This window comes from Arthrobacter sp. HY1533 (assembly GCF_027568515.1).
Classification (GTDB): domain Bacteria; phylum Actinomycetota; class Actinomycetes; order Actinomycetales; family Micrococcaceae; genus Specibacter.
In genome coordinates this window covers 43,964-68,121 of the sequence record NZ_JANKZF010000013.1, presented here as the reverse complement: position 1 = coordinate 68,121, position 24,158 = coordinate 43,964, and the positions used below count along the sequence as shown (strand labels likewise).

Genomic DNA, 24,158 nt, shown 5'->3' with positions numbered 1-24,158 from the left:
AAGGAAGGCAACGCCTAGATGGCGCAGCCGTCCGGGCCGCACGCCTCGGCGTCGGAGCCGCCGGCGGACACCATGGTCAGCGGGTTGGCTTCCTGCCACGCCTGCTCGAGCGCCTGCGCGAACAGCTCGGCCGGCTGCGCGCCGGACAGGCCGTACTTGCGATCGATCACGAAGAACGGAACACCCGTCACGCCCAGGGCGCGGGCCTCGGCGAAGTCGTGGCGGACGTCGTCGGCGTACTTGTCGGTGTCCAGCGCCTCGTTGATGTCGGCGGCGGACAGGCCGGCGTCGGTGCCCACCTTGACCAGGGCCTCGCGGGCACCAATGTCCACGCCGTGCTCAAAGTGGGCCGAGAGCAGGGCTTCCTTGACGGCGTCGCCCAGGCCGTTTGCGGCGGCCAGGTGCAGCAGCTGGTGGGCGTTGAAGCTGTTGGCCACCACCACGTCGTCGAACTTGTAGTTCAGGCCTTCACCGGCAGCCTGCTCGGTGACGTGGGCAAACATGCCCTTTACCTGAGCCGGGTCCATGCCCTTGCGGTCGCTGAGGTAGCTCAGCTCGGTGCCGTCGTAGTGCTCGGGGATGGTGGGGTCCAGCTGGTAGCTGCGCCACTGCACCTCCACGGAATCCTTGTGTGCAAAGCCGTTCAGGGCGGTTTCAAAGCGGCGCTTGCCAATGTAGCACCAGGGGCAGGCCACGTCGGACCAGATCTCAATCTTCATACTGGCGGCAACGGACGGGCTTGGCGGATTATTCCAAGACGTTGCTCACACAGGCTCGCTCCCCGGCCGCCCCCACAGCTCGAAGGCCCGACCACCGGATCGGTGATCGAGCCTTTCGAACTCGGAAATTATGGCTGCCCCGCCGGGACCCGGATCTCGGGCCTGCAGTGGCGTCGCGTCCAGCTGGGGCAACCAAATCTATGCTGCCGCGAGCTGCCGTTCGCGCTGCTCGGCGTGGGCGTGCAGGTAGTGCTCGTAGGCGGAGGTGGTCAGGAAGGCCGGGAACTCCTCGCCCAGGGCCACGGCTTCAAAGATTTCCAGGGCGTCCTCGAAGCGGTCCTCGTCAAAGCGGGGGAGCCGGGCGAATTCCTCCTCCAGCAGCTCCTTGACCCAGTCGTAGGTGATGAGCTCGCCCGTGTCGGTGATGGCCTGGCTGTGGATCCACTGCCAGATTTGCGAGCGGGAGATTTCCGCTGTGGCGGCGTCCTCCATCAGGTTGTTTAGGGCCACGGCACCGTGGCCGCGCAGCCAGGACTCGATGTACTGGATGCCCACCCAGAGGTTGTCGCGGATGCCCTGCTCGGTGATGTTGCCCTGGGTGGCCTCAACGTTCAGCAGGGCCCTGTCGTCGAGCTCCACGTCCTCACGCGTGCGGCTGAGTTGGTTCGGGTTCCAGCCCAGGGCCTCGTCGAAGACCTCCATGGCAACGGGGACCAGGTCGGGGTGGGCCACCCAGGAACCATCAAAGCCGTCATTGGCCTCGCGGGTCTTGTCCGCCCTGACCTTGGCCATGGCGTTCGCGTTGGCCTCCGGGTCGCGGCGGTTGGGGACGAACGCCGCCATGCCGCCGATGGCCATCGCCCCGCGGGTGTGGCAGGCGCGGACCAGCTGCTCGGTGTAGGCCCGCATGAACGGGGCCGTCATGGTGATCTGGTTGCGGTCCGGGAGCACGAAGCGCGGGCCGCGGGTGCGGAAGTTCTTGATGACTGAAAACAGGTAGTCCCAGCGGCCGGCGTTCAACCCTGATGCGTGGTCCCGCAGTTCGTACAGGATTTCCTCCATCTCGAAGGCGGCCGTGATGGTCTCGATCAGGACGGTTGCGCGGATGGTGCCCTGTGGGATGCAGAGCAGGTCCTGGGCTTGGATGAAGATGTCGTTCCAGAGGCGTGCCTCGAGGTGGTTTTCAATCTTCGGCAGGTAGAAGTACGGGCCCTTGCCCTGGGCGATGAGCCTCCGGGCGTTGTGGAAGAAGAAGAGGCCAAAGTCCACAACGCCGCCGGCCATGGGCTTGCCGTTGATGAGCAGGTGCTTTTCCGGCAGGTGCCAGCCGCGGGGGCGGACCACAATGGTGGGCAGTTCCTCGGCCGGAGCCAGCTTGTACTCCTTGCCCTCAGGGCTGGTGAAGTCGATGCGCCGCTCCAGTGCATCAATGAGGTTGAGTTGGCCGCGGATCACGTTGCCCCAGGTGGGTGTGGAGGAGTCCTCCATGTCGGCCAGCCAAACCTTGGCGCCGGAGTTGAGGGCGTTGATGGTCATCTTCCTGTCAACCGGGCCGGTGATTTCCACGCGACGGTCTTCCAGGCCGGGGGCCGGGGGTGCAACGCGCCAGCGGGGATCTTCCCGGATGGCGGAGGTTTCTCGCAGGTAGCGGGGGTCGGTGCCGCTGAGGATCTGGGAGCGGCGGGTCCGGCGGGCTGCCAGCAATTCGGCACGCCGCGCCGTGGTGGTGCGGTTCAGTGCTGCGATGAAGTCCAGGGCCTCGGGGGTGAGGATCTCTTCCTGGCGGTGGATGGGCGGTGCTGTCAGGGTGATGCCGTTGAACGTGATCCCGTTCAGGCTGTTCGTTGAGTTCATGGGAGTTCTCCAAGTCTTGGGGCGGTGGTCGGGCCTGTCGAGATCTAGACCTCGAGAGGCTCCTGGTCTCGACAGGCCCTCGGTCTCGACAGGCTCGACCACCGGGAAGTGTTAGTGGAACTGCTGGGCTTCTGTGGAGCCGGCCAATGCGAGGGTGCCGCTGTTAGGGTTCAGCGCTGTCGCCACCAGGTCGAAGTAGCCTGTGCCCACTTCGCGCTGGTGCTTGGTTGCGGTGTAGCCGCGGGATTCGGAGTCGAATTCACGCTCCTGCAGTTCGACGTAGGAACTCATGCCGTTGCGGGCGTAGCCATGGGCAAGATCAAACATCGAGTAGTTAAGGGAGTGGAAACCAGCCAGGGTGATGAACTGGAATGTGTATCCCATGGCGCCGAGCTCCCGTTGGAACTTGGCGATGGTTGAGTCGTCCAGGTGCCTTTTCCAATTGAACGACGGCGAGCAGTTGTAGGCGAGCATCTGGTCGGGGAATTCGGACTTGACGCCTTCGGCAAACTTCGCCGCGTGCTCGAGATCCGGGGTTCCGGTTTCCATCCAGATGAGGTCGGAGTGGGGTGCGTAGGCGAGGGCCCTGGCGATGGAGGGCTCCAGGCCGTTCTTGACGTGGTAGAAACCCTCGGCCGTGCGCTCGCCGGTCAGGAAAGGCTGGTCGCGCTCGTCCACGTCCGAGGTGATCAGGGTGGCCGCCTCGGCGTCGGTGCGGGCAATGATGACCGACGGGACGCCGGCGACGTCGGCCGCGAGCCTTGCCGCGTTCAGCGTGCGGACATGCTGGGCCGTGGGGATCAGGACCTTGCCGCCCAGGTGCCCGCACTTCTTTTCACTGGCCAGCTGGTCTTCCCAGTGGACACCCGATGCGCCGGAGTCGATCATGGACTTCATGAGCTCGTACGCGTTCAGCGGGCCACCAAAGCCGGCCTCGGCATCGGCAACAATGGGCACCAGCCAGTCCTCAACGCTCTGCTTTCCTTCGGAGAACTCAATCTGGTCCGCACGGAGCAGGGCGTTGTTGATGCGGCGGACAACCTTGGGCACCGAGTCAACGGGGTACAAGGACTGGTCGGGGTAGGTGTTGCCGTTGGAGTTGGCATCGGCGGCGACCTGCCAACCGGACAGGTACACGGCCTTCAGGCCGGCCTTGACCTGCTGGACTGCCTGGTTGCCGGTCAGCGCACCCAGTGCGTTGGTGTAGCCGCCGGGTGCTGCGCTGCGCAGCTGCTTCCACAGCTTTTCGGAACCGCGGCGGGCCAGTGTGTGTTCTTCCTGGACCCGGCCACGGAGGCGGACCACATCGTCTGCGGTGAAGGTGCGCTCCACGCCGTCCCAGCGGGGGTTGGCTGCCCACTCGAGTTCAAGGGCGGCCGCAGCCTCGGTGTTGCTCGGCTCCGGCGTCGTTGCGGGGTCAAATGCTGCGGTCATGGTGTTCGCTCCTTTGCGGTGTGGATCCCGTGGTCTCGGCGGCGTCGGTGCCTCGGTGGTTGAGCCTGCCGAAACCGAGAGAACCTTGGGATCCGTGGTTCTTCTTCGTGATTTCAACTATTCAGTGGTTTTCAAGGGGTATCTAGGGGCAAATGCTGGAAAGATTCGCACTTCTTCACGTATCCTCAAGAAATGAGCAATGTGGGCTGGAACACAGGTGAAATGCGGGAGCCGCGCGGCGGCAATGCGGCCGCGAACGGCGAACTGGACGTCATTTCACTCGGGCGCCGGGTGCGGCACCTGCGCAAGGCGCAGGGCATGACCCTGGATGATCTGGGCGTAAAGGTGGGCGCCGCGCCGTCGCAGCTTTCACTCATCGAAAACGGCAAGAGGGAACCCAAGCTGGGGCTGCTTCAGGGACTCGCCGGGGCACTCGGAGTGGGGCTTGAGCAACTGCTGGGGGCCGAACCGCCCAGCCGGCGGGCAGCACTGGAAATTGAGCTCGAACGGGCACAGCGCGGACCGCTCTACCAGTCGCTGGGACTGCCCACGGTCCGCGTCAGCTCGCGGCTTTCCACGGAGGTGCTCGAGTCCCTGGTGGGCCTGCAGCATGAGCTGGAGCGCCGGCTCGATGAGCAGTCGGCCACCCCGGAGGAGGCGCGCCGGGCCAACAACGAGCTGCGCATGGAAATGCGCGAGCGCAACAACTACTACCCGGAGATTGAACGGCAGGCGCAGGAGCTGCTCAAAGCGGTGGGCCACGACCGGGGGCCGCTGTCCCACCACGTGGCCGCCGACGTGGCCGAGCACCTTGGATTCGACTTGCACTACGTGGGTGATTTGCCCCATTCCACACGCTCCGTGACGGATTTGAAGAATCGAAGAATTTATCTCACACACGGCCAGCGCGCCGACCATGACCCCCGTTCGGTGCTGCTGCAGGCGCTGGGGCACTACGTCCTGGGGCACCAGACGCCCACCGACTACTCCGACTTTCTGCGCCAGCGCGTCTACACCAACTACTTTGCCGCTTCCCTGTTGATGCCCGAGCGGGCCACTGTGGACTTCCTCAAGGAGGCGAAGGCGGCCAAGGAGCTCGCCATTGAGGACATCCGGGATGCGTTTGCGGTCTCCTATGAAACGGCCGCGCACCGTTTCACCAACCTGGCCACCGAGCACCTGGGCATCACCACGCACTTCCAGAAGGTGCACGAGTCCGGCATCATCCACAAGGCCTACGAGAACGACGGCGTGAACTTCCCCGCCGACCACACCGGAGCCATCGAGGGGCAGGCCGTGTGTCGTTTCTGGACCTCGCGTGCCGTCTTTGACGTTCCGGACAAGTTCCGCGCCTTCAACCAGTACACCGACACCGCTGTGGGGACCTACTGGTGCACGGCCCGCACCGAGCGGCATTCCTCGGGCGAATATTCGCTGAGCATCGGCGTTCCCTATGAACACGTCAAGTGGTTCCGGGGCCGGGAAACCACTGAACGCTCCAAGTCCCGGTGCCCTGACCCGGGCTGCTGCCGGCGGCCACCGGCGGAGCTTTCGGCCGAGTGGGCCGGCAACGCCTGGCCGTCCACGCGCGCCAACTCGCACCTGCTCGCCGCCATGCCGCAGGGGGCATTTCCCGGCGTGGACGAGACCGAGGTGTACCGTTTTCTGGCCGCACACGAGGGACGTTAGGCGGCGCACACCAACATTCCACGGTTCTTCGCCTGACGTTCACCCTGCGCTGATGCTGCGGCCAGGGCCCGGGACATAACTTGAAGGGGTCAGCAACACCCCAAGAGCAAAGGAACTTCCATGGCCGCGCACCGCATACCCGTTGTCCTGACCACCGCCGGTGCCGCCGGCAACAATGAGGACGTGGTGGGCGACAACGTCTCCGTGGTCAACGCCATGAACCGCTCCCTGGTGGGCACCGATGACATCGCGCCCAACGCCCTGCGCAGCTATTTTGTGGACTTTTACATCACCCAGGCTCTCGACGGCGGATTCGCCCAGTATGCGTTCATGGCACCGGATCGGGCGGAGCTGGACCGCTGGGTGCGCGAGGGTCTTGCGGCCATGGGGGCGGCGGCCCACCTGGAACTGTTTGACCGCTGTGCGGGGCTGTACGACCGAATCGCCGAGGACGAGCTGGAGGGCTTCCTTGGCGACGGGGCCGGAAGCCTCCGCTCTGACGGTGCCGCGGCAATGGACGATCTGGACGCGGAATTTGAGGACCTTTTCGAGGATGAGGATGTCACGGGCCTGAACGCCGCATGGCTGCGCGGGCAGCCGTGCCTGCTGGTGCTGGACGAGCCCGGGCTGGCCGCCCACATTGCCGAACGGGCGGCCGGGATCTTGGACCTGGAGGAACGCCGTGACGCCGGGGATTCCTCGGGCGCAGCCTTGCCGTAGGGTCAATCCCATGAAAGATCTCAAATGGACAGCCAAGGCCCCTGCCAAAGCATCGTGGCAGGCAATGCCCTTCGCCCCCGGCGTGTACAAGATTTACCTGACGGGGGCGCTGCCCAAGGATGTCGACTGGCCCGCGGAGCTGGCACCGCTCAAGCGCGGCGACCTGCTGTATGTAGGCAAAGCCACGAACCTGCGCAGCCGGGCCAAGCACCACGCCGTGCAGACGTCCAAGTCCACGTTCCGCCGTTCGCTGGCGGCCATCCTGGGCCTGCAGTCACAGTGGCATGGCCGGTCCGCGCATCTGCGGCTGACGGACGTGGATGAGGAGGTGCTCAGCCTCTGGATGGAGAAGAACCTGGGCATGCAGTTTGCCCTGGCAACGGACCCGGAGTCCCTGGCAGAGCTTGAGGATGGCCTGCGCGAGGAGCTGTGCCCGCCGCTGAACCGCGACGCGCGTACCCCGGAGCAGCTGCACGTCTCGGCCGTCGCGGCCGTTGCCCACCGCAACGCCCTGCGCGACAAGGGCTAATCGGCCAAGGCGAGGTCCCGGCGTCGGACTTAGTCCATGGACGACGCCGGGACCTCGCCTTGGGTGCGCGGCGGCACCCCTTGATTGGCGCCCCGAACTGGCACATGATGATCAAACAGATCAGGCGTGCGGAGGGAGTGGCGAAGGTGCAGTTCCACCAGCACGGCTATGTGTCCGGGGACCCGCGCATCAAGCCCGCGGCCGGAACCGGGATCGACCGCCCGGCGGAGCTGCCGGAGCTGATGGATGTCCTGATTGTGGGTTCGGGGCCCGCCGGCATGGTCACGGCGGCCCAACTGGCCGCGTTCCCGGGGATCAACACCCGCATCGTGGAGCGCCGCGGCGGGCGGCTGGAGATTGGCCAGGCCGACGGCATCCAGGCCCGCAGCGTGGAGACATTCCAGGCATTTGGCTTTGCCGAAAGGATCATCGCGGAGGCGTACCGGATCACCGCGACGGTCTTTTGGAAGCCGGACCCGGCGGACAGGTCCACGATTGTCCGGGCTGCGCGGGCGCCGGATGACACCACGGGCATCAGTGAATTCCCGCACTTGATTGTCAACCAGGCACGCGTGCTGGACTACTTTGCCGAGGTCATGGCGTACTCGCCGGCACGGATCAAGCCCGACTACGGCTGGGAATTCCGCAGCCTGTCCATCGACGAATCCGCTGACTACCCCGTGGCCGTGACCCTGGTGGGCACCCAGGGTGAGTCGTCCGGCGTCGAACGCGTTGTGCACGCAAAGTATGTGGTGGGCGCGGACGGGGCACACAGCCCGGTTCGGGAGTCGATCGGGGCCCGGCACAGCAGCGTGCATGCGAACCACGCATGGGGCGTCATGGACGTCCTGGCGGTCACGGACTTCCCTGACATCCGCTCCAAGTGCGCCATCCAGTCCGAGGATGGCGGCAACATCCTGCTGATCCCGCGCGAGGGCGGCTCGCTGTTCCGCATGTACGTGGATTTGGGCGAGGCGGAAGTGGATGGGAGCCACAGCGTCCGGAACACCACCATTGAGCAGATCATTGCAAAGGCGAACAAGATCCTGCACCCGTACACGCTGGACGTGAAGAGTGTTGCCTGGAACAGCGTCTACGAGGTGGGGCATCGGCTGACCGACAGGTTCGACGACGTCCCGCTGGAGCAGCTCGGCACGCGGCTGCCGCGGGTCTTCATCACCGGCGACGCCTGCCACACGCACAGCGCCAAGGCGGGGCAGGGCATGAATGTCTCCATGCAGGACGGCTTCAACCTGGCCTGGAAGCTCGCCCACGTCCTGGAGGGCTTGAGCCCGGCAAGCCTGCTTGCCACGTACTCGGCCGAGCGGCAGGTCATTGCCAAGAACCTCATCGATTTTGACCTCCAGTGGTCCAAGCTGATGGCCATGCGGCCCGAGGACATGGAGGATCCCACCGAGTTGGAGGACTTCTATGTGCGGACCTTCGAGTTTCCGGCGGGCTTCATGACCCAGTACCAGCCGTCAATGATTGTCGCCGGGGATGGGCATCAGGACCTGGCCACGGGATTTCCTGTGGGCAAGCGGTTCAAGTCGGCGCCCGTGGTCCGGGTGGCGGACGCCAACCCGGTGCAGCTGGGCCACCACCACAGGGCCGACGGGCGCTGGCGCATTTACGTGTTCGCCGATTCCGCCGCAGTGGGGGATCCCTCGGCGCTTTCGGATTGGGCGCACTGGCTGTCGACCTCGGATGAGTCGCCGCTGCTCCGGTACACGCCCGCCGGTTCTGACATAGACAGTGTTTTTGACGTGAAGCTCATTGCCCAGCAGGACTTTGAGGGGGTTGACCTGCGCCGGGTCCCGGCCACGTTCATGACGCGGACCGGGCCATTCGGCCTCATCGACTACGAGCTGGTGTATGCCGCCGACCCGGCGAATGACATCTTTGAGGCCCGGGGCGTCAGCCGCGACGGCGCCGTGGTGGTTGTCCGCCCGGACCAGTACGTGGCGAATGTGCTGCCGCTTCAGGCGACCGGCGAGCTGGCGGAGTTCTTCGCGGCGATCATGCAGCGTAGCCGCTGATCCTTGGGGTTGTGCCCTTGAGCCCTTGCACCAATTCGGTATTTGTACTTTACTAATAGCATGTCAAGAATACAGGCCCAGCAGGATGCCCAGATCATCCGCTCGGCACTCCCGCTGCTCACCCTGACACTCATTGGGGAACGGGAGTCGTACGGGTACGAAATTGTTGAACGCCTCTCCAAGCTCGGCCTGGAGGTCTCCACCGGGCTTGTGTACCCCGTGCTCGCCAGGCTTGAGCGCGACCGGCTTGTCACCACCCGCTCCGTGGCGTCCAATAGCGGCCCACCCCGCAAATACTTCACACTCACCCCTGACGGGCAGGCTGCCCGCGCCTCGGCGCGCCAGCAGTGGCAGCTTGTGTCCACTGCTGTCCACAACGCCCTCACGCCGGAAGGAAACTCGGATGACTGATTCGCCTCACACCAAGGAACTGCGACGCCGCCTTCGCGACCGCATGCGAATTGAAACCTATCTGACGCGCCTGGAATGGCACCTCGAAGGAGTCATGCCAGGAGCCGAGCGCAAGGCCACCGCTGAAACACTGCGTCGGGAACTCATGGCCGACCCAAGGAACCTGGCCATGGCCCTTGCCGACCTCGGTGCGCCAAGGGTTCTCGCGGCGAGGTATGCCGATGAGGGGCAGCAGCGCCCGCAGTGGTCCATCGGAGTCATTGCCGCGGGAATTGCACTTCTTGCCTACTGGGCGGTGTTCCTGTCGTACACGGGAGGGATGCTCGCGGCGGTGGACAGTGCTGCGCCGGCAACAGCGCACTCCACTTTCCTTTTTATCCAGGTCGAGGCATTCTCCAGCGCCGACGGGTTCGGCATTGGCTGGACCAGCGGATGGGCCTGGCTCGTGGTTCCGGCCGCCATCGCCGCCATCGCATTCCTGGCAGGTTCCCGAGTCTGGCGGGCCCTGCCGCGAGGCTGACAGTGGCGTCATTCCGAGCTGTCAAGCCGCTCGTTCGAACCAGTCGACGGCCAGTTCAGCGACCGCAGCGGGCGCGTCGTCAGCCATGAAATGCGAGGCGTCGTCGACATAGCTGAATTCGGCATGATCGGCGTACCTGTCCGGATTGCCGCAGATGCGCCCCATGTTCTCCTCGGTCCAGGGGCGGTCGAGGCGGCCGAATGCGAAGAGGGTCGGCACCGTGAGCCGCCGGCGGCGGTAGACGCCGCGAGCCAGGCGCATGGCTTCAGGCAGGATCATGCGGCGGGTCAGCGGACGGACAGCGCCGTCGATCTCGGGCCGGCGCATCGGGGCAAGGTGCGCTTCGGCGGTTGCCTCCGGCATCGGGTGGGCGAGGTATGCCTCCGAAAAGACCCCTCGGAGCGAGGCGCCCGGACGATGCCAGATGAACCTGGGCAGGTGCCGGAAGCCCGCGGCGACTCTTGGGCTGAAGGTCATGAATCCCGGCGGAACTGAGAGCTCCACTGCCGTGAGCACTCGCTCGGGGTGGTCGTAGCTCAGCTGCATTGCGGTGATGGCGCCCATGTCGTGGGAGACGATGTGGGCGTGCTCTATGTGGAGTGAGTCGAAGATGGCGAGCAGGTCGCTGAGGCGGGTCTCGCGTTCGACGCGCGGGTCCTCGGCCACGGTCCAGCCGGCCCCACGCAGATCGGGGCAGTAGACGCGGTAGCCGCTCGCGGCAATGGCCGGCGCAATCGCGTGCCACTGCCACCAGTGCTGGGGGAATCCATGCAGGAGCACCACCGGTTCCCCTTCTCCGACGACAGCCAGGTGAGTATGCAGGCCTGGCGACTCAACCACAAGGTGTTCAAAGCCGAAAGCCTGCGGCAGTGGCGGCGACCAACTCGGTGTGGGCGTGTACATGGCAACTCCTTATTGCAGTGGAGATACTATGTTCATAGTAGACCTTGTGGAGAGGGGTGTCGATGGTGGCAACCACCCGGCAGCGCGCGCTCGAAGCGGCCGTGGAGCTGCTTGGCGCCGAAGGAATCCGGGCCCTGACCCACGCCCGGGTTGATGAACGGGCGGGCCTTCCGCTGGGATCGACGTCGAACTGGTTCCGGACCCGCCGGTCACTGATCGGTGGCGTTGTTGACTGGATCGCCGAGCAGGAGCGGGCCGACCTGGAACCAGCAGGCATGCCCGAGATTCGTGGGGTCGAAGAGCTGATTGACGGCCTGTGTGCCATGGTCGAGCTGCAGGCGGGGCCCTTTGCCGCGCGCACCCGCGCCCGCTACGCGCTCTTTCTGGAACTCGCCGGCGACCCTGGGCTTGGGGAGCCCCTGCGTAGGCAGCGCCGGGAATTCGAGAGGTGGACCGAGGGGATCGTCACCGCTGTCGGCATCATGGATCCCGTGCCGGCAACCAGGGCCCTCATGGCGCTTGGCGACGGACTGCTCCTGCACCGGCTCACTGTCGACCCGGGACTGGAGATGCGTCCCGCGATTGAACGCACCGTGCGTGCCCTTGCCGGCTCCTGAGCTACTCCACGCGCCCTCCCCAGCTCAAGACCCACGAAGGATATGAATGGCTCTAAATGCTGAGAGGGCAGGTGCGGCTCATTCTGGGACCCCAGAACCTCATCCTCGATGCGGGTGAAGCTGCCGGCGGCTGCGGGACCAGGCGCCCGCGTGGAGGCCCAGCTCTGGAATATGTTGGCCCGCCTTGGTAGCTTCAACGCATGGCCATCAAACTTGAGAACGTGGGCATCGCCGTTCGAGACCTTGAAGCAGCAATCTCCTTTTTTACCGATCTGGGCCTGACTGTCATGGGCCGCGACACCGTCAGCGGAGACTGGACGGACACCGCCGTCGGACTGGATGGAAACCACGCCAAGATCGCGATGCTCCAGACCCCGGACGGCCATGGCCAACTCGAGCTCTTCGAATACATCCACCCCCAGGCCATCGAGTCGCACCCAACCCGGCCCAATGACATCGGCATGCACCGGGTGGCCTTTTCCGTGGACGACATCGACGAATCCCTCGCCATAGCCGCCAAACATGGCTGCTATCCGCTTCGCGGCGTTGCGACCTACTCAGACATCTACAAGCTCACCTACCTCCGCGGCCCCAGCGACATCCTCGTGATGCTTGCCCAGGAACTAAAAAAGGCCTGACCCACCCATTTCCGCTGCGTGTGAGCCGACCAAGAGGACCTTCGTGAAAAATGGTGCCATGAAGGACTTCATGCAAGCACTGACGTGCGGAATTCTCGGGTCCATCGGCCCCGGGCACCGACTAGTTGCCGTGGACGGGGTCGACGGCAGCGGCAAGACCATTTTTGCCGCCAAGTTGGCTGCCCAGATCCGGGACCGCCCCGTCCTCGTCATCCACGCCGACGACTTCCTAAACCCCTCCCATGTCCGGCATGCCAAGGGACGGGCTTCACCGGAGGGCTTCTGGAATGACACGTACAACTACGCAGCCCTGCACGATCGGGTGCTGACGCCCCTCGGTCCGCACGGAGACGGATGGTATGTCCCGGCGTCGTACGATCCGGCGACTGACGGCACGATACCGGCGGAGGCCTGTCTTGCGCCGTTGAATGCATTGGTGCTGGTGGAGGGCATGTTCCTGCACCGTGACGAGCTAGCCTTCCGCTGGGATGTCTCGGTGTTCCTTGACGTCCCTTTCGCTCACACCGCCGCGCGCATGGCGGCCCGAAACGGCAGCAATCCTGACCCGGAACACCCAACGATGCGCCGGTACGTGGGCGGCCAGCGACTCTACTTTGAAGCGGCACGCCCGTGGGAGCGGGCCACGTTCGTCGTGGACAATTCCGACTTCACCTCACCAAGGATCATCCGCCCCGGAATGGCTTCAGCTGCCCGCCAGTGACGCCCAACTGGGCACTTGAGGCTGTGGCAGGATGTTGGGGTGAATAGCCTCAATGACAATGTGGAGCTGGCGGTGGGCTCCGATCCGCATGCCGTGCCCGAAGCGGCCCTGATCTGGGCCCGGGCCACGGCTGTGCGCGACCGGCGTCCCGAACCCGCCACGGGTGATGACAAGATTCCCGGGATTCAGCGGCGCCTCCGCCTGGAAGGAGCCAAGCTGCTCCTGGCCAGGCGCAACGGCAAATGCGTTGGATTCACGCTCTTTGCCCCGCGCGAAGAAAGCCTGGAGATCTTTTACCTTGCCGTGGATCCAGACTCGTGGGGCAGCAGCGTGGCATCGGCCTTGCTCGTCTGGGCGGAAAACCATGCGCACAGCATGTGCCGTGCCAGCTTGGAACTGTGGGTCATCAATGACAACGCGCGTGCGCTCGGCGTGTACGCGCGGGCGGGGTTTGTGGATGCCGGACAGGTGAAACGTGACGAGACTTCCGGCCAAATTGAGAGACGGCTGGTCAAGCAAATTTGAAGGTTCATCCCTTCGGCCGCCGCTACCTGTCGAGGGCGTAGGGTGGCCGCATGATCCTTCCCGCTGTCCGAGACCCGCGGTTGGTGAGCCTCAAGCGTGGCGGGACGCTCACCGAGGCAGACCACCGGTTGCTGGCGGTCTGGGCCGCCACCTGCGCCGAGCATGTGCTGCATTTGTTTGAGGAATCGAACGGCGGGGACTCCCGGCCTCGCGACGCAATTGAAGCGGCTTGGGCCTGGGCCCGCGGCGAAGCAAAGATGATGAACACCCGTGCGCTGGGCGGGCACGCCATGGGTGCGGCCCGCCCGCTCCGAGGCGCGGCGCGTTTTGCCGCCTACGCTGCCGGCCAGGCGGCGTGCGTGGCGCACGTTCCTGAGCACGATCTTGGTGCCGCTGCATACGCCATCAAGGCTGTTCAGGCTGCGGCGCCGCGGGGAATGGAGAAATCGGTGGGCCTGGCAGAGCGAGATTGGCAGCGCCAACAGATTCCCGGCGGACTCTACGACCTGGTTCTCGAGGACCAGGCCCGCCGCAACGGCATTTGCTGGTCCGTGTTTGGCGATTGACAAAGCGATGGACCCTAGCTGGCTGCTCCCCACGGGGGTAGGGTGACGATAAATGATTCATTCGCGATTTATTGGGGGAGTTGGCAATTGTGAAGAAGCTACGGAAACTGCCACTGTGGGCGCTCATTCTCTCACTCTGCGTGGCCGCCGCATCAGCGGCTTTCGTTGTCAGCGGCATTGTCAACGCAGTTACCGGTGCAGGGTCAACGCAAGTTTTCTTTGACGCTGTCATTGCCGGCGCACTGGCACTCGCTGCATGGTCCGTGGCCGTCAAAGGAAACCCCGAGCTGTCGCGGCACAGCGAAGTCCCGCCCAACCGTCGCAGCCCCCTCGATTGGTGACTTCGGCTGCCCAATATCCTCGATAGTCTTGGAAGATGGCAGCCGGCTTCGGGTGCACATTGCTGTTCCCGGTGACCGAGGACCAGCTTCGCCAACTGTCCCGGTAGTGGTTGCAATGCCTGGCAATCCCCAGCCCATCCACGGGCCGTCCCAGGGCGGCGGGCGGAGAGGAAACCCCATGGCCAGTGCAACAACCATCGTGAACGCGAGGGTGTTCGACGGGACACAACTGCAGGAATGGACCTCGGTGCGTTTCGTTGACGGTCTGATCACTGAATGCTCTGTGGACTCCGCTGCCCAGGCAGGCGACGAGGTGATTGACGCCGCGGGCGGCACCCTGCTGCCGGGGCTGATCGACTCCCACGTGCACTTGGTTCCCGGCGCCCTCGAACAATCGCTGACCTTTGGTGTCACCACCGTTCTGGACATGTTTAGCAAGCCTGAGTTGGTTGCGCGGGCGAAGGAGCAGGCCAGGTTCCGCTCCGATCTGGCTGATGTGCGGTCCTCGGGCATCGGAGCCACCGCACCCGACGGGCATCCGTCCGCGATGTACGCGCCATTCCCAACCTTGACGAGTGCCTACCAAGCCGAGCAGTTCGTTGCGGAACGGCTTGAGGAGGGCTCCGACTACCTGAAGATCATCTCCGGAACCGGTGGGCTGTGGCCCTCGCTGGATTCCGAAACCATCAACGCGCTCACCGCCGCCGCGCACGCCCGGGGCCTGCTCGTCGTCGCCCATGTGAGCTCGACGGCGGGTGTCGAGCAGGTGGTGTCCGCCGGCGTCGACGTGCTTGCCCACGTTCCTGCCGACGCCGAGATGGACCAGGCGCTCGTTGCGCGCATTGCCAGGGCCGGAATCGCTGTCGGCCCGACGCTGGCCACCATCGAGAACACGCTTGGTGAAGCTGGCGGAGCGGCGGTGGCGGCCGACCCGCGCCTCGCAGAATTCCTGGGGGAGGCGTGGGCGCACAGGCTCAACTCCGGGGCGCCGAGCCTGGGTGGGCGCGCAATGCCGCCCTACTCACGCGCCGAAGGCAATGTACGGCTGCTGGCGGCGGCCGGTGTCACGCTGCTGGCGGGCACGGATGCGCCGAACCCCGGGACCGTGTTCGGGGCCAGCCTGCACAGGGAACTGGAACTCCTGGTTCGGAGCGGGCTGGGCCCGGCACAGGCCCTGGCCGCCGCCACATCGGAGCCGGCCCGGGTATTCGGCCTCAGCGACCGGGGACGCGTGGCGGCTGGGTTGCGTGCAGATCTGGTCCTCGTTTCCGGGGACCCGCTGCAGGACATCACCGCAAGCCGCTCCATCGAGCGGATATGGCGCGGCGGCACGGCCTGTGATCGGGGCGCGTTCGTGGCAAGCGCCGCCGAAACGGAGCAACTCGACGCGTTCGACGCCCAAGTTGCCAAGGTTGTGGCGGCCGTGCGCGAGCGCAGGTCAGACGTTCGCCCGGGGCGCACGGCAAAGTCATGAGGTTCAACGGCGTCGGACGAGCCTGAAAATGAGCGGCAGGGCCACAAAGCCGAGCAGCCAGGCTGCGCCGCCCCACACCAGTGCATCGCCCAGGAATGCGAGCCAGTTGTAGTCGGTGGGGACCTGTTCCAGGCCGCTCTTTCCGCCTAGCCCCAGCGCCACCTCCTGGGGGTAGTCAACGTAGGGGGATTGCGAGTGGTCTTGGGCCATCCACGGAAGCGGAAACCCAAACTCGACGGATCCAAGGTCGGCCTCTGACCTCACTGTTGTCGTATTGGCCAGGCAAATCCACCAACTCACCACACAGCCGAGGACCAACGCGCCCAGCAATCCCAATGCAGCGCCCAGCGTCGAGCGTGTCGGGGCGTCGGCCGGGGGAGACTGGTGGGGAAATGGCATGGCCCAAGGCTACCCGTCGGAGCGGCACCGAATCGCGAAGGAAACGGCGGCTTGAATCCGGGGTACCCGGACGGTCCCATCCTCGCTAGGCTTTGGGCAAGGACGGGAGCGGGATTTCTATGCAACGAACCTACCCACAGGGCGTACCGAGCTGGATCGACACGGAACAGCCGGACGTCGACGCGGCAATCGAGTTTTACGGTGGAATCTTCGGTTGGACATTCCAGGACGTCATGCCGCCTGACGCGCCGGGCCGCTACCTGATAGCCAGGCTCGATGGCCAGGATGTTGGCGGGATGGCCGGCACACAGAAAAGTGCCGCGGCGTGGAACACGTACATTGCCGTGGACGACGCCGATGCCTCCTCGGCTCGGCTGCTCGCCGCAGGTGCAAAGCTGGAATCGCCTCCGGCCGACGCGGGGGAAGGCGGTCGCGGGGCAGTCCTTTCCGACCCTGAAGGCGCCGAATTCCGCATTTGGCAGGCCAGGCGGCGCATGGGGTCACAGGTGGCCAATGTGCCAGGGGCCTGGAACTTCAGCGATCTCCACACCTCTGATTCCGGCGCCGCGATCGCGTTCTACGGCGAGGCGTTTGGCTGGCAGGTTGATGACCTCGGCTTCGGCAAGCTCATCCGCCGGCCCGGCTACGGCGACCACCTTGAGGCGACCATCGATCCCGGCATCAGGGCGCGACAGGCCAATGTGGCCACCCCGTCTGGCTTCGAGGACGCCATTGCATGGATCGCGGACGCGGCCCCCAATGAACCACCTCGCTGGCATGTCTCCTTTACCGTGGCAGACCGGGACAAGACGGTGGCTGATGCCGAACGGCTCGGTGCCACCGTCCTGGGCCAAAGCGACGACTACTGGACCCGCTCGGCCCTAATCCGCGACCCCCAAGGCGCCGTGTTCACCGCCAGCCAGTTCACGCCCCCGTCCTCCTAGCGGAGACTTCGATCAAGCCACTGGCGCAGCTGCGCCTCCTCGCCGCTGCCCGTGGTTCTCAGCCGCAACAGGGGAATGTGGTGGGTGGCGCAGATGGCATCTTTGAGTGCATCCCGCCGCGTCTGCGCCGGGTTGTTTTCATGGAAGGCGAACCCGTCAACCTCGATCGCGAAGGCCAGCCTGTTCGTGATGCGGTTGTAGATAACAAAGTCCAGAGTCGTGGCGCGGTGCCCCACATAGGCCGCCTGGTCTGCCGTCAGCCGGGTCTGATCAGGGAGCAGATCGCGCAGGACCACCTGGTTCGTGGCCACGAAATCGGTGTACGCGTCCTCCGCCAACAGATCTTGGAGCACTGTCCAGACAATGTTTTCAGAGGCGAATTCGGAGGTTTGGATCAGCCGGGCGGCCAATTGATTCAACCGCGGTGAGTAGTCCCGGTAGAGCAGGTCGAAAACCGAGATGATGGTGCTGTCCACCACCTCCTGGCCCGGATTGTTGTACTGGATCCAGTGGACCAGGTCCCGAAGATTGCGGCTCTGTGGCAGCATGTTGTGGGTGGTGACCAGCACGAACTGCTTGGCGGCCCGTGACACGGCCACATTGACCAGGTGGGGATCGTCCACGAAGTCCAGGGCCTTCTTGTTGGACTCCTGCCCGTCCAGCACGGTGCTCATGATGACGATGTCCTTCGCGCGGCCCTGGAACTTGTGGACAGTGCTGGACTGGATGCCCGCCAACTGCTCGGAGAACTTGCCCGCCTGCTGCCGGTAGGGTGTGGCAATGCCAATCTTGTCCGGGTCCACGTCGGCAAAGTATTCCTTGATGACCTCCTGGGCCACCACATCAATCTCGCGCTGGTTGCTCCGGCCAGGTTCGTGGTGCACCCGCATGTGGTTTCCCGGGGTGGTGCGCACTATTCTTAGCGGCTGCACCCCGGCATCAGAGGACGTGTAGGGCACCAGCTGTCCGTTGTAGAACTTCTTGTTGCAGAAACTGATGATGGCCGGATCGCAACGGTAGTGCTCGCGGAGCATGGTTCGGGGGAGGCTCTCGCCGTGCAGGGCGATCATGGACGACAAGATGTTGTGCTGCACATAGTCATAGGCGGTCGCCGGTGCGGGGCCCGCGCCGGAACCGGCCTCGGTGTCCGGGATGTGCTGGAGTTGCTGGAGATCGCCCACAACGATCACGTTCCGGGCATTCTTCAGGGCCAACCCCGCGGTAAGGAGGTCCACCTGGGAGGACTCGTCGATGATCAGGTAATCGAGCAGGAAGCCCCGGGGCAGGCTGTTTCCCAGCGAATGGCAGGTGCTGAGGATGACGGGGTAGTCCAGGACGAACTTCCCGAAATCCTGCTTGTACCTGGCGGGGCTGAAGACCGTCCGTGGAATTTGGGCATAGCGCCGATGCAGCAGGCCACGGAGTGCCTGGTTGGAAAGCCGCCGTTGTTCCTGGGCCAAGGCACTCATGTCGGCATTGGCCAGAGCCTGCTCTGCCTCAACAATCCTTTGCTCCAACTCATTGATCTTGTTCCCGTAGTACGCCCTTTGCAGTTGCAGTACGGTGTCAGTGCTTCCCGGGTCAATGCCTCTCGTGGAGCCGTACTGGAAGTATCTCCTGATGCCTTGAACCAGTCGCCGGACGGGGTTCCGCTCTGCACGGGAGAGCGCCGTTTCCGCCAGGAAGTCCAAGATGCGCCCGGACGGCCGCTTCAGGAGCCGGTGCCCCTCGAGCCCGGACGGGCTGTGGCTCTCAAAGTGCTGCTGGAAGTGGCGGAACTCGAGCTGGTACGCATCGTGCTCCTGCCGCAAGTGGGCAAGCTGCAGCTCCGTTTCCTGCAACACCTGCAGACGGCGGCCGACGTCGGCAATTTGCTCCGCCGCCGGCAAAGGCTCGGCACCGGCTCCCAGCAAGCTGTCAATATGTGCGTTCCTGGCATCCTGGCCCTCAAAAAACTCGGCTCTCTTCTCACTACGCCCCAATCCGGCCACCACATGGCCGAACCCTTCGTCTTCAAGCTTTTCCCTGACGTTGTCCACCGCTGAGTTGTTGTAGGAAACGATCCCGACCGTCGCCCCGGGCGTGGCAATGATGTTGGCAACCAGGTTCAGGATGGTCTGTGTCTTGCCGGTGCCCGGCGGCCCGTCAATGACCGAAACGGTGTTGGCCAGGCATGTGCCGACCGCCTCGCGCTGGCTCAAGCTGGCGGAAAACGGGAAAAGCAGGGTGCCTGGCGTTGTTGCCGGTTCAATGGCCGCCCCGCTGAGGAAACTGCCCAGGGCACTCTTGGAGTCGACAAAGCCCAGCCGTTCATAGGACAAGCCGAGCGGGTCCGTCGGGGCGAGTCCGGCCACGATCCTGCGCCAGTAGCTGAGAATGTCCGCGGCCCGGGGCAAGGCCGTGGCGTCTTGGCGGAATTCCACCTCGTGGTCAGGCCGGCTGGCATAGCCCTCCCCGCTGTCAGTCGTGTAGACGATGTGCCACCAAGATGCATCCGGGCCATCAAATCGCCAGGCCTCGACGGCGTTCTCCCACATGGCCCCGCTGACAGCCACGCGCATTCCCGCGGCCAGCGGCCCTCCTGCCGGGTTGCCCACGACAGCCACGTTTTCCGTACGGTGCTTGTATTCCTTTTCGCCGCGGGCGGAGCGGTAGGTCAGCCAGGTGTAGCCCGGGTCTGTGCGCACCTGAAGCACGTCGGAGGACTTGTCGGCGAAGGCCCCGCCGCCACTTGGCCGGACAAGGACCGCCTGGCGTCGCGGGTCTGTCACGGCGGCTCCTTGCGGCTCGGTTGCTGCTCCTGGCTCGAAGTCTACGCACACCGCCTGGCCGGAAACGTCAGGCTATGGGCCACCCAGGATGAATTCGCCCACGCGTGTTGTTCCGTCGGATTCGTAGACCGGAACACTGACCGACTTTCCCTTGTGCTCGTTTTGCCAGGCGATGGCCTCCTCGGGGCTCTTGAAATCAGCTCCGCCGGCGTTGTCCAGCTCGGCGCTCCGGGCGTAGCCAACTTTCCCGTTGCTTGCGACGACGGCGATCAAGTCCGGGGTGCCGTTGCCGTTCTGGACGCCATAACTTTCTCCCCGGGCATTGGTGCCCCATTCGGTGGTGGTTTGCCGCACGTAGCTGGCCTTGAGACTCCAACGTGCGGCCGGGTCCGCCGTGATGGTGATGGTGTGCTGGCCCGCAGAAACGGGAATGCTGTAGCCGCCGCTGAAGGACCCGGTGCCAACATCCGAGTCGGAACAGACAATGCTGGCGCCGTCCTCGAATGCCAGCCGGCCGGGGGAAAGGCAGGTCAGCTCGATGGCAACATTCGTGACGCCCTCGGGAATGGGGCCCAGGTCAACGGTGGCTGACCCGGTGTAGCTTCCGGTCACCGGCGCGGCCAGCGGTGTGACGGCATCGCCGCCGGGAAGGGTGAGAATTCCGGCCGCGGCAGCTCCAATCCCGCCCAGCAGGCCGGCCCCGGCAAATACCCCCGCCCCCATCCACAGCCGGCGGCGCCGTCGCATCCGGGGCAGGGCAGACTCCTCTACCCGGGACACCAGAACGCGGCGCAGGGCCTTGCTGAAAGTGTCGTCTGCGCCTTGTTGGTTCATGGCAGTTCTCCGTTCATCATCGGTTGCCGGGCCCCGTGGCTTGGTTGGCCCATGGCGCCCTTGAGCCGCTCACGGGCCCGGAACAGCCGCGTTTTGGCGGCCGACGGCGTCAGGCCCAGCACGGTCGCCGCAGCCGCAACCGTGTAGCCCTCCAATGCCACCAGCGAGATCAGTTGCTGATCCATCGCACCAAGGCCGCGCAGCGCAGCCGCCAGCTCGTGGTCAACAGCCTCGAGGGGGTTGCGCAAGAGAACCTCCTCCAGGGGATCACCGGCGTCGTCCGGCCGGGGGAGCGAGTTGAGAAGCTTGCGGTAGCGGAAGGCCGACCGTCGCGAGTTGCGGGCCACGTTGGTGGTTGTCACCAGCAACCAGGGCAGAATCGAACCGTCCACCAGCCTCACCCTGTCCCTGCGACGCCACAGTTCCAGGAACGCCGTGGCCAAGACGTCTTCGGCGTCATGGCGCCCGGGGCAGAGGCGGTGGGCGTGGCGGAAAACCCGGTCCCTGTGCCGGTCGAAAAGCAGGCCAAAGGCGTCGCCGTCGCCATTGAGGCTGCGCGACCAGAGCTCCCCATCGCTGAACTGGTTGTTCCCCATGCCCTGTATTGTCCGGCAGGAGGCGAAAGGTTTCAGGCAATCGGCGGCCAGCACCATTCATGCCGTGGCGGCAGTGTTGATTAACCTGCAGCGCCCACGGAACCTTGCCGGGAAAGTGGCAATGTTCCGTGGGCGCAGAAACCGGCGGCTGGACCGCCGGGCGGACAGCGTTAGCGGCGGACCGTGTAGCTGGCCAGGACTCCCTTGTGGTCCGTGGGCCACGGCGCATCGGCCAGCAGGAACTCGTCCTTGCCGGGCTCAACCACGCGCTGGTTCCGAACGATGGTTGCGCGCGGTCCCACCACGTGTGCATCCGTCAGCTTCAGCCGGGAATCGGGGTGGTGGAAAACGTAGTCAATGCGGTCCCGCTCATCAGCCTCGGGCGCCCAAGTCAGGACGCTCACGGGGGAATTGGGGTTGCTGGCGGGCCACGTGAATCCAGGGTGGGTCACGGGGTTCGGGTGCTGGCGACGGTAGGCATCCACGTATCCGGCATCTTCCAGTGCCTGCGTGGAACCCCAGCGCAGGACCACGCCATTGTGGTCGAACAGCTGCGCGGTGCGGTGCGTCCAGTCCAGTGTTGAGGGCTCATTGAAATCGCCGCCCAGAATCACGGCGCGTCCAAGGTCGCGCTCCTTTGCCGCGTCGGCGATGAACTGTGCGATCACCTGGGGGCGTCCGGAGGCCTCATTGACCCGGTGCACTGCAGCCGCATCGGTCACCGGGCCGCTGGGAATCTTGTTCCAGCCGTACTGGGAAAACTCGCCGCTGGGCGAGCCCGGGCCATAAGCGCGGGGCAGGTACGTTGCGTACCACCGGTACTGCAGGTGGGCTGCGTAGGCTGCGATTTCAACGGAACCCACTGTCACCACCGCCTTGGCCATGTAGGGAAGCGAGGTCGCCTCGCCGATGGGGTACGCCGAGATGATGGCGTTGTCCCCGGTGATCCGGTACTGAAAACTCAGTCCCTGGGCATTGAGCTTGGCCACGATGCTCGGCGTGGTCTCATTGGCTTCCGGGATAAAGACCAAGGTGGCGCCGGATTCCTTGATGATGTCCGCGATCATGCCGACGCCGCCGGCGATCTGCTTGCCGCCGTGCCAGGCATTGAGCACCAGGACCTTGAGTGTGCTCTTGGACGGTGCTGCCGTTGCCGTGGCGGCTCCCGCCACGGAAAGTGCGCCTAGTGCCGCGGCGCCGGTAATTCCTCGAACGATGCTGCGGCGTGAAACCTGGTTCATTGATGACCTTCTTTGGTGGATTGGGTTTCACACGCTAGCAGGACTGAATGATCGTGACTGGCAACTAGTGGTATGCGTCAAATTAACTCAAAGTGAACATTAATCGCCGCGCCGCTACTGCGGAATGTAGGCGGCGGCCAGGCCCTCGCTGCCGCGGGCCAGCAGCGTGACGTCGGCGCCCACCAGGATGAAGTCAACCCCGGCATCCAGGTAGTGCCGCGCCGTGGCTGGCGCAAAGGCGTTGACGCCCACGGGCTTCCCGGCAGCTTTCGCCGCCGCTATGCAATGTTCGACGGCGGCCAGCACCTCGGGGTGTTCCTGCTGCCCCAGCCAACCCATTGAGGCGGCGAGGTCGGCCGGGCCGAGGAAGACGCCGTCGACCCCGTCCACGGCCAGAATCCCGGCCACGTTGTCCACGGCCTGCGCAGATTCCAGCTGCACCATGACGGTGATGGTGGACGATGCCTGCCCCGCATAGTCCGGGAACCGGTTCCAGCGTGAGGAGCGGGCCAGGGCCGAGCCCACCCCGCGCACACCCTCCGGCGGGTACCGCGTGGCAGCCACGGCCGCCGCAGCCTCGGCCGCAGTGTGGACCATGGGGATGAGCAGCGACTGCACGCCGATGTCCAGGTACTGCTTGATCACCACGGTGTCGTTGACCGGCGGGCGGACCACGGCCGTGACGGGATGGCCTCGCACCGCCTGCAGTTGGGCCAAGATGCCAGGAAGCCCGTTGGGTCCGTGCTCGCCGTCAATCACCACGGCGTCCAGGCCCGAACCGGCACAGATCTCCGCCACGAGCGCGCTGCCCGAGTTCACCCACATGCCCACAAGCGGCCGGCCGGCGGCTGCGAGCGCATCCTTGAGCGAGGGGTCGGGGGTTACTGGAAATGGCATGTGATGGTCCCCAGCCTTCCGTAGTCGGCAAAAATGGTGTCGCCCCGGCCAAGCCACAGCGGGCGGGTGAAGGAGCCGGCCAGGATGATCTCCCCGGCCTTGAGCGCTTCCCCGTGGGCGGCGAGCTTGTTGGCCAGCCAGGCCACGCCCGACGCCGGGTGGTTCAGCACGCCCGCGGCCACGCCTGTCTCTTCCACTACCTCGTTGCGGAACAGGATGGCCGCGGCCCAGCGGAGGTCCACGGCGTCCGGCTGCACGGGTGTTCCGCCCACCACCATGGCGCCCAGGGCTGCGTTGTCACTGATGGTGTCCACAATGGTCCGCCCTTCCATCTCAATCCGGGAGTCCAGGATTTCCAGGGCGGGCACCACGTACTCGGTGGCGCGCAGCACCTCGGGCAGGGTCACATCCGGTCCGTGGAGGTCCTCCTTGAGCAGGAACGCCAGCTCCACCTCGATGCGCGGATGTGTGTAGGCGGCCCAATCCACGGTGCAGCCGTTCTCCAGGATGGCGTCATTGAAAATGACGCCATAGTCCGGCTCCGTGATGCCTGTGGCCTGCTGCATGGCCCGCGACGTCAACCCGATCTTGTGTCCGGCCACGACCCTCCCGGCCGCTTCGCCGCGTTCCCGCCACAGCTTTTGCACCCGGTACGCGTCCTCCACGGTCATGCCCGGGTGGCGGGCGGTCAGCAGCGGCACGGGGGTCCGGGTCCGCCCGGCCTCCACGAGCTCGTCGGCGATTGCCTCAATCGTGGCGTCGTCAAGCACGCCCGG

The 24,158-nt window shown here is 65.2% G+C and carries 25 protein-coding genes; 14 read left to right on the top strand and 11 right to left on the bottom strand.

Going from position 1 to position 24,158, the window contains the following annotated elements:
• Positions 1 to 14 precede the first annotated feature (14 nt).
• The 3 genes from PCK14_RS11280 to aceA all read right to left on the bottom strand — a co-directional run bounded on the left by PCK14_RS11280 (position 15) and on the right by aceA (position 4,007).
• Positions 15 to 719 (bottom strand): DsbA family oxidoreductase, encoded by a 705-nt coding sequence (locus tag PCK14_RS11280; protein WP_269938588.1) that lies wholly within the window; start codon positions 717 to 719, stop codon positions 15 to 17.
• Positions 720 to 917: 198 nt separating this feature from the next.
• Positions 918 to 2,573 carry a malate synthase A gene (gene aceB, locus PCK14_RS11275; protein ID WP_269938587.1) on the bottom strand — a complete coding sequence of 552 codons (1,656 nt, stop codon included), beginning with the start codon at positions 2,571 to 2,573 and terminating at the stop codon, positions 918 to 920.
• A 111-nt stretch (positions 2,574 to 2,684) separates the two neighbouring features.
• Positions 2,685 to 4,007, bottom strand: a complete 1,323-nt coding sequence (gene aceA / locus PCK14_RS11270) for an isocitrate lyase (protein ID WP_269938586.1) — start codon at positions 4,005 to 4,007, stop codon at positions 2,685 to 2,687.
• A gap of 192 nt (positions 4,008 to 4,199) precedes the next feature.
• Here aceA and PCK14_RS11265 point away from each other — a divergent pair, with 192 nt between their 5' ends.
• The 6 genes from PCK14_RS11265 (at position 4,200) to PCK14_RS11240 (ending at position 9,915) form a co-directional block, all read left to right on the top strand.
• Positions 4,200 to 5,696, top strand: coding sequence for a helix-turn-helix domain-containing protein (locus tag PCK14_RS11265; RefSeq protein WP_442864703.1), 1,497 nt, complete (start codon positions 4,200 to 4,202; stop codon positions 5,694 to 5,696).
• A gap of 120 nt (positions 5,697 to 5,816) precedes the next feature.
• The gene (locus PCK14_RS11260) at positions 5,817 to 6,416 is read left to right on the top strand and encodes a DMP19 family protein (RefSeq protein WP_269938585.1); all 600 of its coding nucleotides are present in this window, start codon (positions 5,817 to 5,819) and stop codon (positions 6,414 to 6,416) included.
• A 10-nt stretch (positions 6,417 to 6,426) separates the two neighbouring features.
• Complete coding sequence (locus PCK14_RS11255) at positions 6,427 to 6,945, top strand: GIY-YIG nuclease family protein (RefSeq protein ID WP_269938584.1); 519 nt, start codon at positions 6,427 to 6,429, stop codon at positions 6,943 to 6,945.
• A gap of 146 nt (positions 6,946 to 7,091) precedes the next feature.
• Positions 7,092 to 8,984, top strand: a complete 1,893-nt coding sequence (locus tag PCK14_RS11250; protein WP_269938691.1) for an FAD-binding monooxygenase — start codon at positions 7,092 to 7,094, stop codon at positions 8,982 to 8,984.
• 60 nt (positions 8,985 to 9,044) lie between these two features.
• Entirely contained in the window at positions 9,045 to 9,395 is a 351-nt protein-coding gene (locus PCK14_RS11245) for a PadR family transcriptional regulator (RefSeq protein WP_269938583.1), read from the top strand.
• A complete protein-coding gene (locus PCK14_RS11240) occupies positions 9,388 to 9,915 on the top strand; it encodes a hypothetical protein (RefSeq protein WP_269938582.1) in 528 nt (175 codons plus the stop codon). The genes PCK14_RS11245 and PCK14_RS11240 overlap by 8 nt, the downstream gene beginning before the upstream one ends.
• Positions 9,916 to 9,936: 21 nt before the next feature.
• On the opposite strand, the gene PCK14_RS11235 is transcribed toward PCK14_RS11240, so the two are convergent.
• Positions 9,937 to 10,818 carry an alpha/beta fold hydrolase gene (locus tag PCK14_RS11235; RefSeq protein WP_269938581.1) on the bottom strand — a complete coding sequence of 294 codons (882 nt, stop codon included), beginning with the start codon at positions 10,816 to 10,818 and terminating at the stop codon, positions 9,937 to 9,939.
• A gap of 62 nt (positions 10,819 to 10,880) precedes the next feature.
• On the opposite strand from PCK14_RS11235, the gene PCK14_RS11230 reads away from it, so the two are divergent.
• The 7 genes from PCK14_RS11230 to PCK14_RS11200 all read left to right on the top strand — a co-directional run bounded on the left by PCK14_RS11230 (position 10,881) and on the right by PCK14_RS11200 (position 15,700).
• Positions 10,881 to 11,435: a TetR/AcrR family transcriptional regulator gene (locus PCK14_RS11230; protein WP_269938580.1), complete on the top strand. Its 555-nt coding sequence runs from the start codon at positions 10,881 to 10,883 to the stop codon at positions 11,433 to 11,435.
• A gap of 200 nt (positions 11,436 to 11,635) precedes the next feature.
• Positions 11,636 to 12,073 (top strand): VOC family protein, encoded by a 438-nt coding sequence (locus PCK14_RS11225; protein ID WP_269938579.1) that lies wholly within the window; start codon positions 11,636 to 11,638, stop codon positions 12,071 to 12,073.
• 58 nt (positions 12,074 to 12,131) lie between these two features.
• Positions 12,132 to 12,794: a uridine kinase gene (locus PCK14_RS11220; RefSeq protein WP_269938578.1), complete on the top strand. Its 663-nt coding sequence runs from the start codon at positions 12,132 to 12,134 to the stop codon at positions 12,792 to 12,794.
• Between the two features lie 39 nt (positions 12,795 to 12,833).
• Positions 12,834 to 13,319 (top strand): GNAT family N-acetyltransferase, encoded by a 486-nt coding sequence (locus tag PCK14_RS11215; RefSeq protein ID WP_269938577.1) that lies wholly within the window; start codon positions 12,834 to 12,836, stop codon positions 13,317 to 13,319.
• Positions 13,320 to 13,369: 50 nt separating this feature from the next.
• Entirely contained in the window at positions 13,370 to 13,885 is a 516-nt protein-coding gene (locus tag PCK14_RS11210) for a putative immunity protein (protein WP_269938576.1), read from the top strand.
• 89 nt (positions 13,886 to 13,974) lie between these two features.
• Positions 13,975 to 14,226, top strand: a complete 252-nt coding sequence (locus tag PCK14_RS11205) for a hypothetical protein (protein ID WP_269938575.1) — start codon at positions 13,975 to 13,977, stop codon at positions 14,224 to 14,226.
• A gap of 178 nt (positions 14,227 to 14,404) precedes the next feature.
• The gene (locus PCK14_RS11200; protein ID WP_269938574.1) at positions 14,405 to 15,700 is read left to right on the top strand and encodes an amidohydrolase family protein; all 1,296 of its coding nucleotides are present in this window, start codon (positions 14,405 to 14,407) and stop codon (positions 15,698 to 15,700) included.
• Positions 15,701 to 15,703: 3 nt separating this feature from the next.
• Here the strand turns inward: PCK14_RS11200 and PCK14_RS11195 are convergent, their stop codons facing one another.
• Positions 15,704 to 15,910 (bottom strand): hypothetical protein, encoded by a 207-nt coding sequence (locus PCK14_RS11195; RefSeq protein WP_269938573.1) that lies wholly within the window; start codon positions 15,908 to 15,910, stop codon positions 15,704 to 15,706.
• Positions 15,911 to 16,218: 308 nt separating this feature from the next.
• Here PCK14_RS11195 and PCK14_RS11190 point away from each other — a divergent pair, with 308 nt between their 5' ends.
• Complete coding sequence (locus PCK14_RS11190) at positions 16,219 to 17,043, top strand: VOC family protein (RefSeq protein WP_269938572.1); 825 nt, start codon at positions 16,219 to 16,221, stop codon at positions 17,041 to 17,043.
• Here the strand turns inward: PCK14_RS11190 and PCK14_RS11185 are convergent.
• The 6 genes from PCK14_RS11185 to hpaH all read right to left on the bottom strand — a co-directional run bounded on the left by PCK14_RS11185 (position 17,040) and on the right by hpaH (position 24,152).
• Complete coding sequence (locus PCK14_RS11185) at positions 17,040 to 19,814, bottom strand: AAA domain-containing protein (protein ID WP_269938571.1); 2,775 nt, start codon at positions 19,812 to 19,814, stop codon at positions 17,040 to 17,042. The two genes, PCK14_RS11190 and PCK14_RS11185, sit on opposite strands and share 4 nt — an antisense overlap.
• Positions 19,815 to 19,886: 72 nt before the next feature.
• Positions 19,887 to 20,648, bottom strand: a complete 762-nt coding sequence (locus tag PCK14_RS11180) for a peptidase M56 family protein (protein ID WP_269938570.1) — start codon at positions 20,646 to 20,648, stop codon at positions 19,887 to 19,889.
• Positions 20,645 to 21,244, bottom strand: coding sequence for an RNA polymerase sigma factor (locus PCK14_RS11175; protein WP_269938569.1), 600 nt, complete (start codon positions 21,242 to 21,244; stop codon positions 20,645 to 20,647). The genes PCK14_RS11180 and PCK14_RS11175 overlap by 4 nt, the downstream gene beginning before the upstream one ends.
• Positions 21,245 to 21,414: 170 nt before the next feature.
• Positions 21,415 to 22,485, bottom strand: coding sequence for an endonuclease/exonuclease/phosphatase family protein (locus PCK14_RS11170; RefSeq protein ID WP_269938568.1), 1,071 nt, complete (start codon positions 22,483 to 22,485; stop codon positions 21,415 to 21,417).
• Between the two features lie 114 nt (positions 22,486 to 22,599).
• Positions 22,600 to 23,382: an HpcH/HpaI aldolase family protein gene (locus tag PCK14_RS11165; RefSeq protein WP_269938567.1), complete on the bottom strand. Its 783-nt coding sequence runs from the start codon at positions 23,380 to 23,382 to the stop codon at positions 22,600 to 22,602.
• Complete coding sequence (hpaH, locus tag PCK14_RS11160) at positions 23,367 to 24,152, bottom strand: 2-oxo-hept-4-ene-1,7-dioate hydratase (RefSeq protein ID WP_269938566.1); 786 nt, start codon at positions 24,150 to 24,152, stop codon at positions 23,367 to 23,369. Before hpaH ends, PCK14_RS11165 begins: the two co-directional genes overlap by 16 nt.
• Positions 24,153 to 24,158 lie beyond the last annotated feature (6 nt).

Coding starts and splice junctions, on each gene's coding strand:
- PCK14_RS11265 (WP_442864703.1), top strand. CDS start 4,200: ATGAGCAATGTGGGCTGGAACACAGGTGAAATGCGGGAGCCGCGCGGC.
- PCK14_RS11280 (WP_269938588.1), bottom strand. CDS start 719: ATGAAGATTGAGATCTGGTCCGACGTGGCCTGCCCCTGGTGCTACATT.
- PCK14_RS11255 (WP_269938584.1), top strand. CDS start 6,427: ATGAAAGATCTCAAATGGACAGCCAAGGCCCCTGCCAAAGCATCGTGG.
- PCK14_RS11235 (WP_269938581.1), bottom strand. CDS start 10,818: ATGTACACGCCCACACCGAGTTGGTCGCCGCCACTGCCGCAGGCTTTC.
- PCK14_RS11240 (WP_269938582.1), top strand. CDS start 9,388: ATGACTGATTCGCCTCACACCAAGGAACTGCGACGCCGCCTTCGCGAC.
- PCK14_RS11220 (WP_269938578.1), top strand. CDS start 12,132: ATGAAGGACTTCATGCAAGCACTGACGTGCGGAATTCTCGGGTCCATC.
- PCK14_RS11225 (WP_269938579.1), top strand. CDS start 11,636: ATGGCCATCAAACTTGAGAACGTGGGCATCGCCGTTCGAGACCTTGAA.
- PCK14_RS11210 (WP_269938576.1), top strand. CDS start 13,370: ATGATCCTTCCCGCTGTCCGAGACCCGCGGTTGGTGAGCCTCAAGCGT.
- PCK14_RS11245 (WP_269938583.1), top strand. CDS start 9,045: ATGTCAAGAATACAGGCCCAGCAGGATGCCCAGATCATCCGCTCGGCA.
- PCK14_RS11230 (WP_269938580.1), top strand. CDS start 10,881: ATGGTGGCAACCACCCGGCAGCGCGCGCTCGAAGCGGCCGTGGAGCTG.
- PCK14_RS11200 (WP_269938574.1), top strand. CDS start 14,405: ATGGCCAGTGCAACAACCATCGTGAACGCGAGGGTGTTCGACGGGACA.
- PCK14_RS11195 (WP_269938573.1), bottom strand. CDS start 15,910: ATGGCCCAAGACCACTCGCAATCCCCCTACGTTGACTACCCCCAGGAG.
- PCK14_RS11190 (WP_269938572.1), top strand. CDS start 16,219: ATGCAACGAACCTACCCACAGGGCGTACCGAGCTGGATCGACACGGAA.
- PCK14_RS11180 (WP_269938570.1), bottom strand. CDS start 20,648: ATGAACCAACAAGGCGCAGACGACACTTTCAGCAAGGCCCTGCGCCGC.
- aceB (WP_269938587.1), bottom strand. CDS start 2,573: ATGAACTCAACGAACAGCCTGAACGGGATCACGTTCAACGGCATCACC.
- PCK14_RS11175 (WP_269938569.1), bottom strand. CDS start 21,244: ATGGGGAACAACCAGTTCAGCGATGGGGAGCTCTGGTCGCGCAGCCTC.
- PCK14_RS11165 (WP_269938567.1), bottom strand. CDS start 23,382: ATGCCATTTCCAGTAACCCCCGACCCCTCGCTCAAGGATGCGCTCGCA.
- PCK14_RS11170 (WP_269938568.1), bottom strand. CDS start 22,485: ATGAACCAGGTTTCACGCCGCAGCATCGTTCGAGGAATTACCGGCGCC.
- aceA (WP_269938586.1), bottom strand. CDS start 4,007: ATGACCGCAGCATTTGACCCCGCAACGACGCCGGAGCCGAGCAACACC.
- PCK14_RS11260 (WP_269938585.1), top strand. CDS start 5,817: ATGGCCGCGCACCGCATACCCGTTGTCCTGACCACCGCCGGTGCCGCC.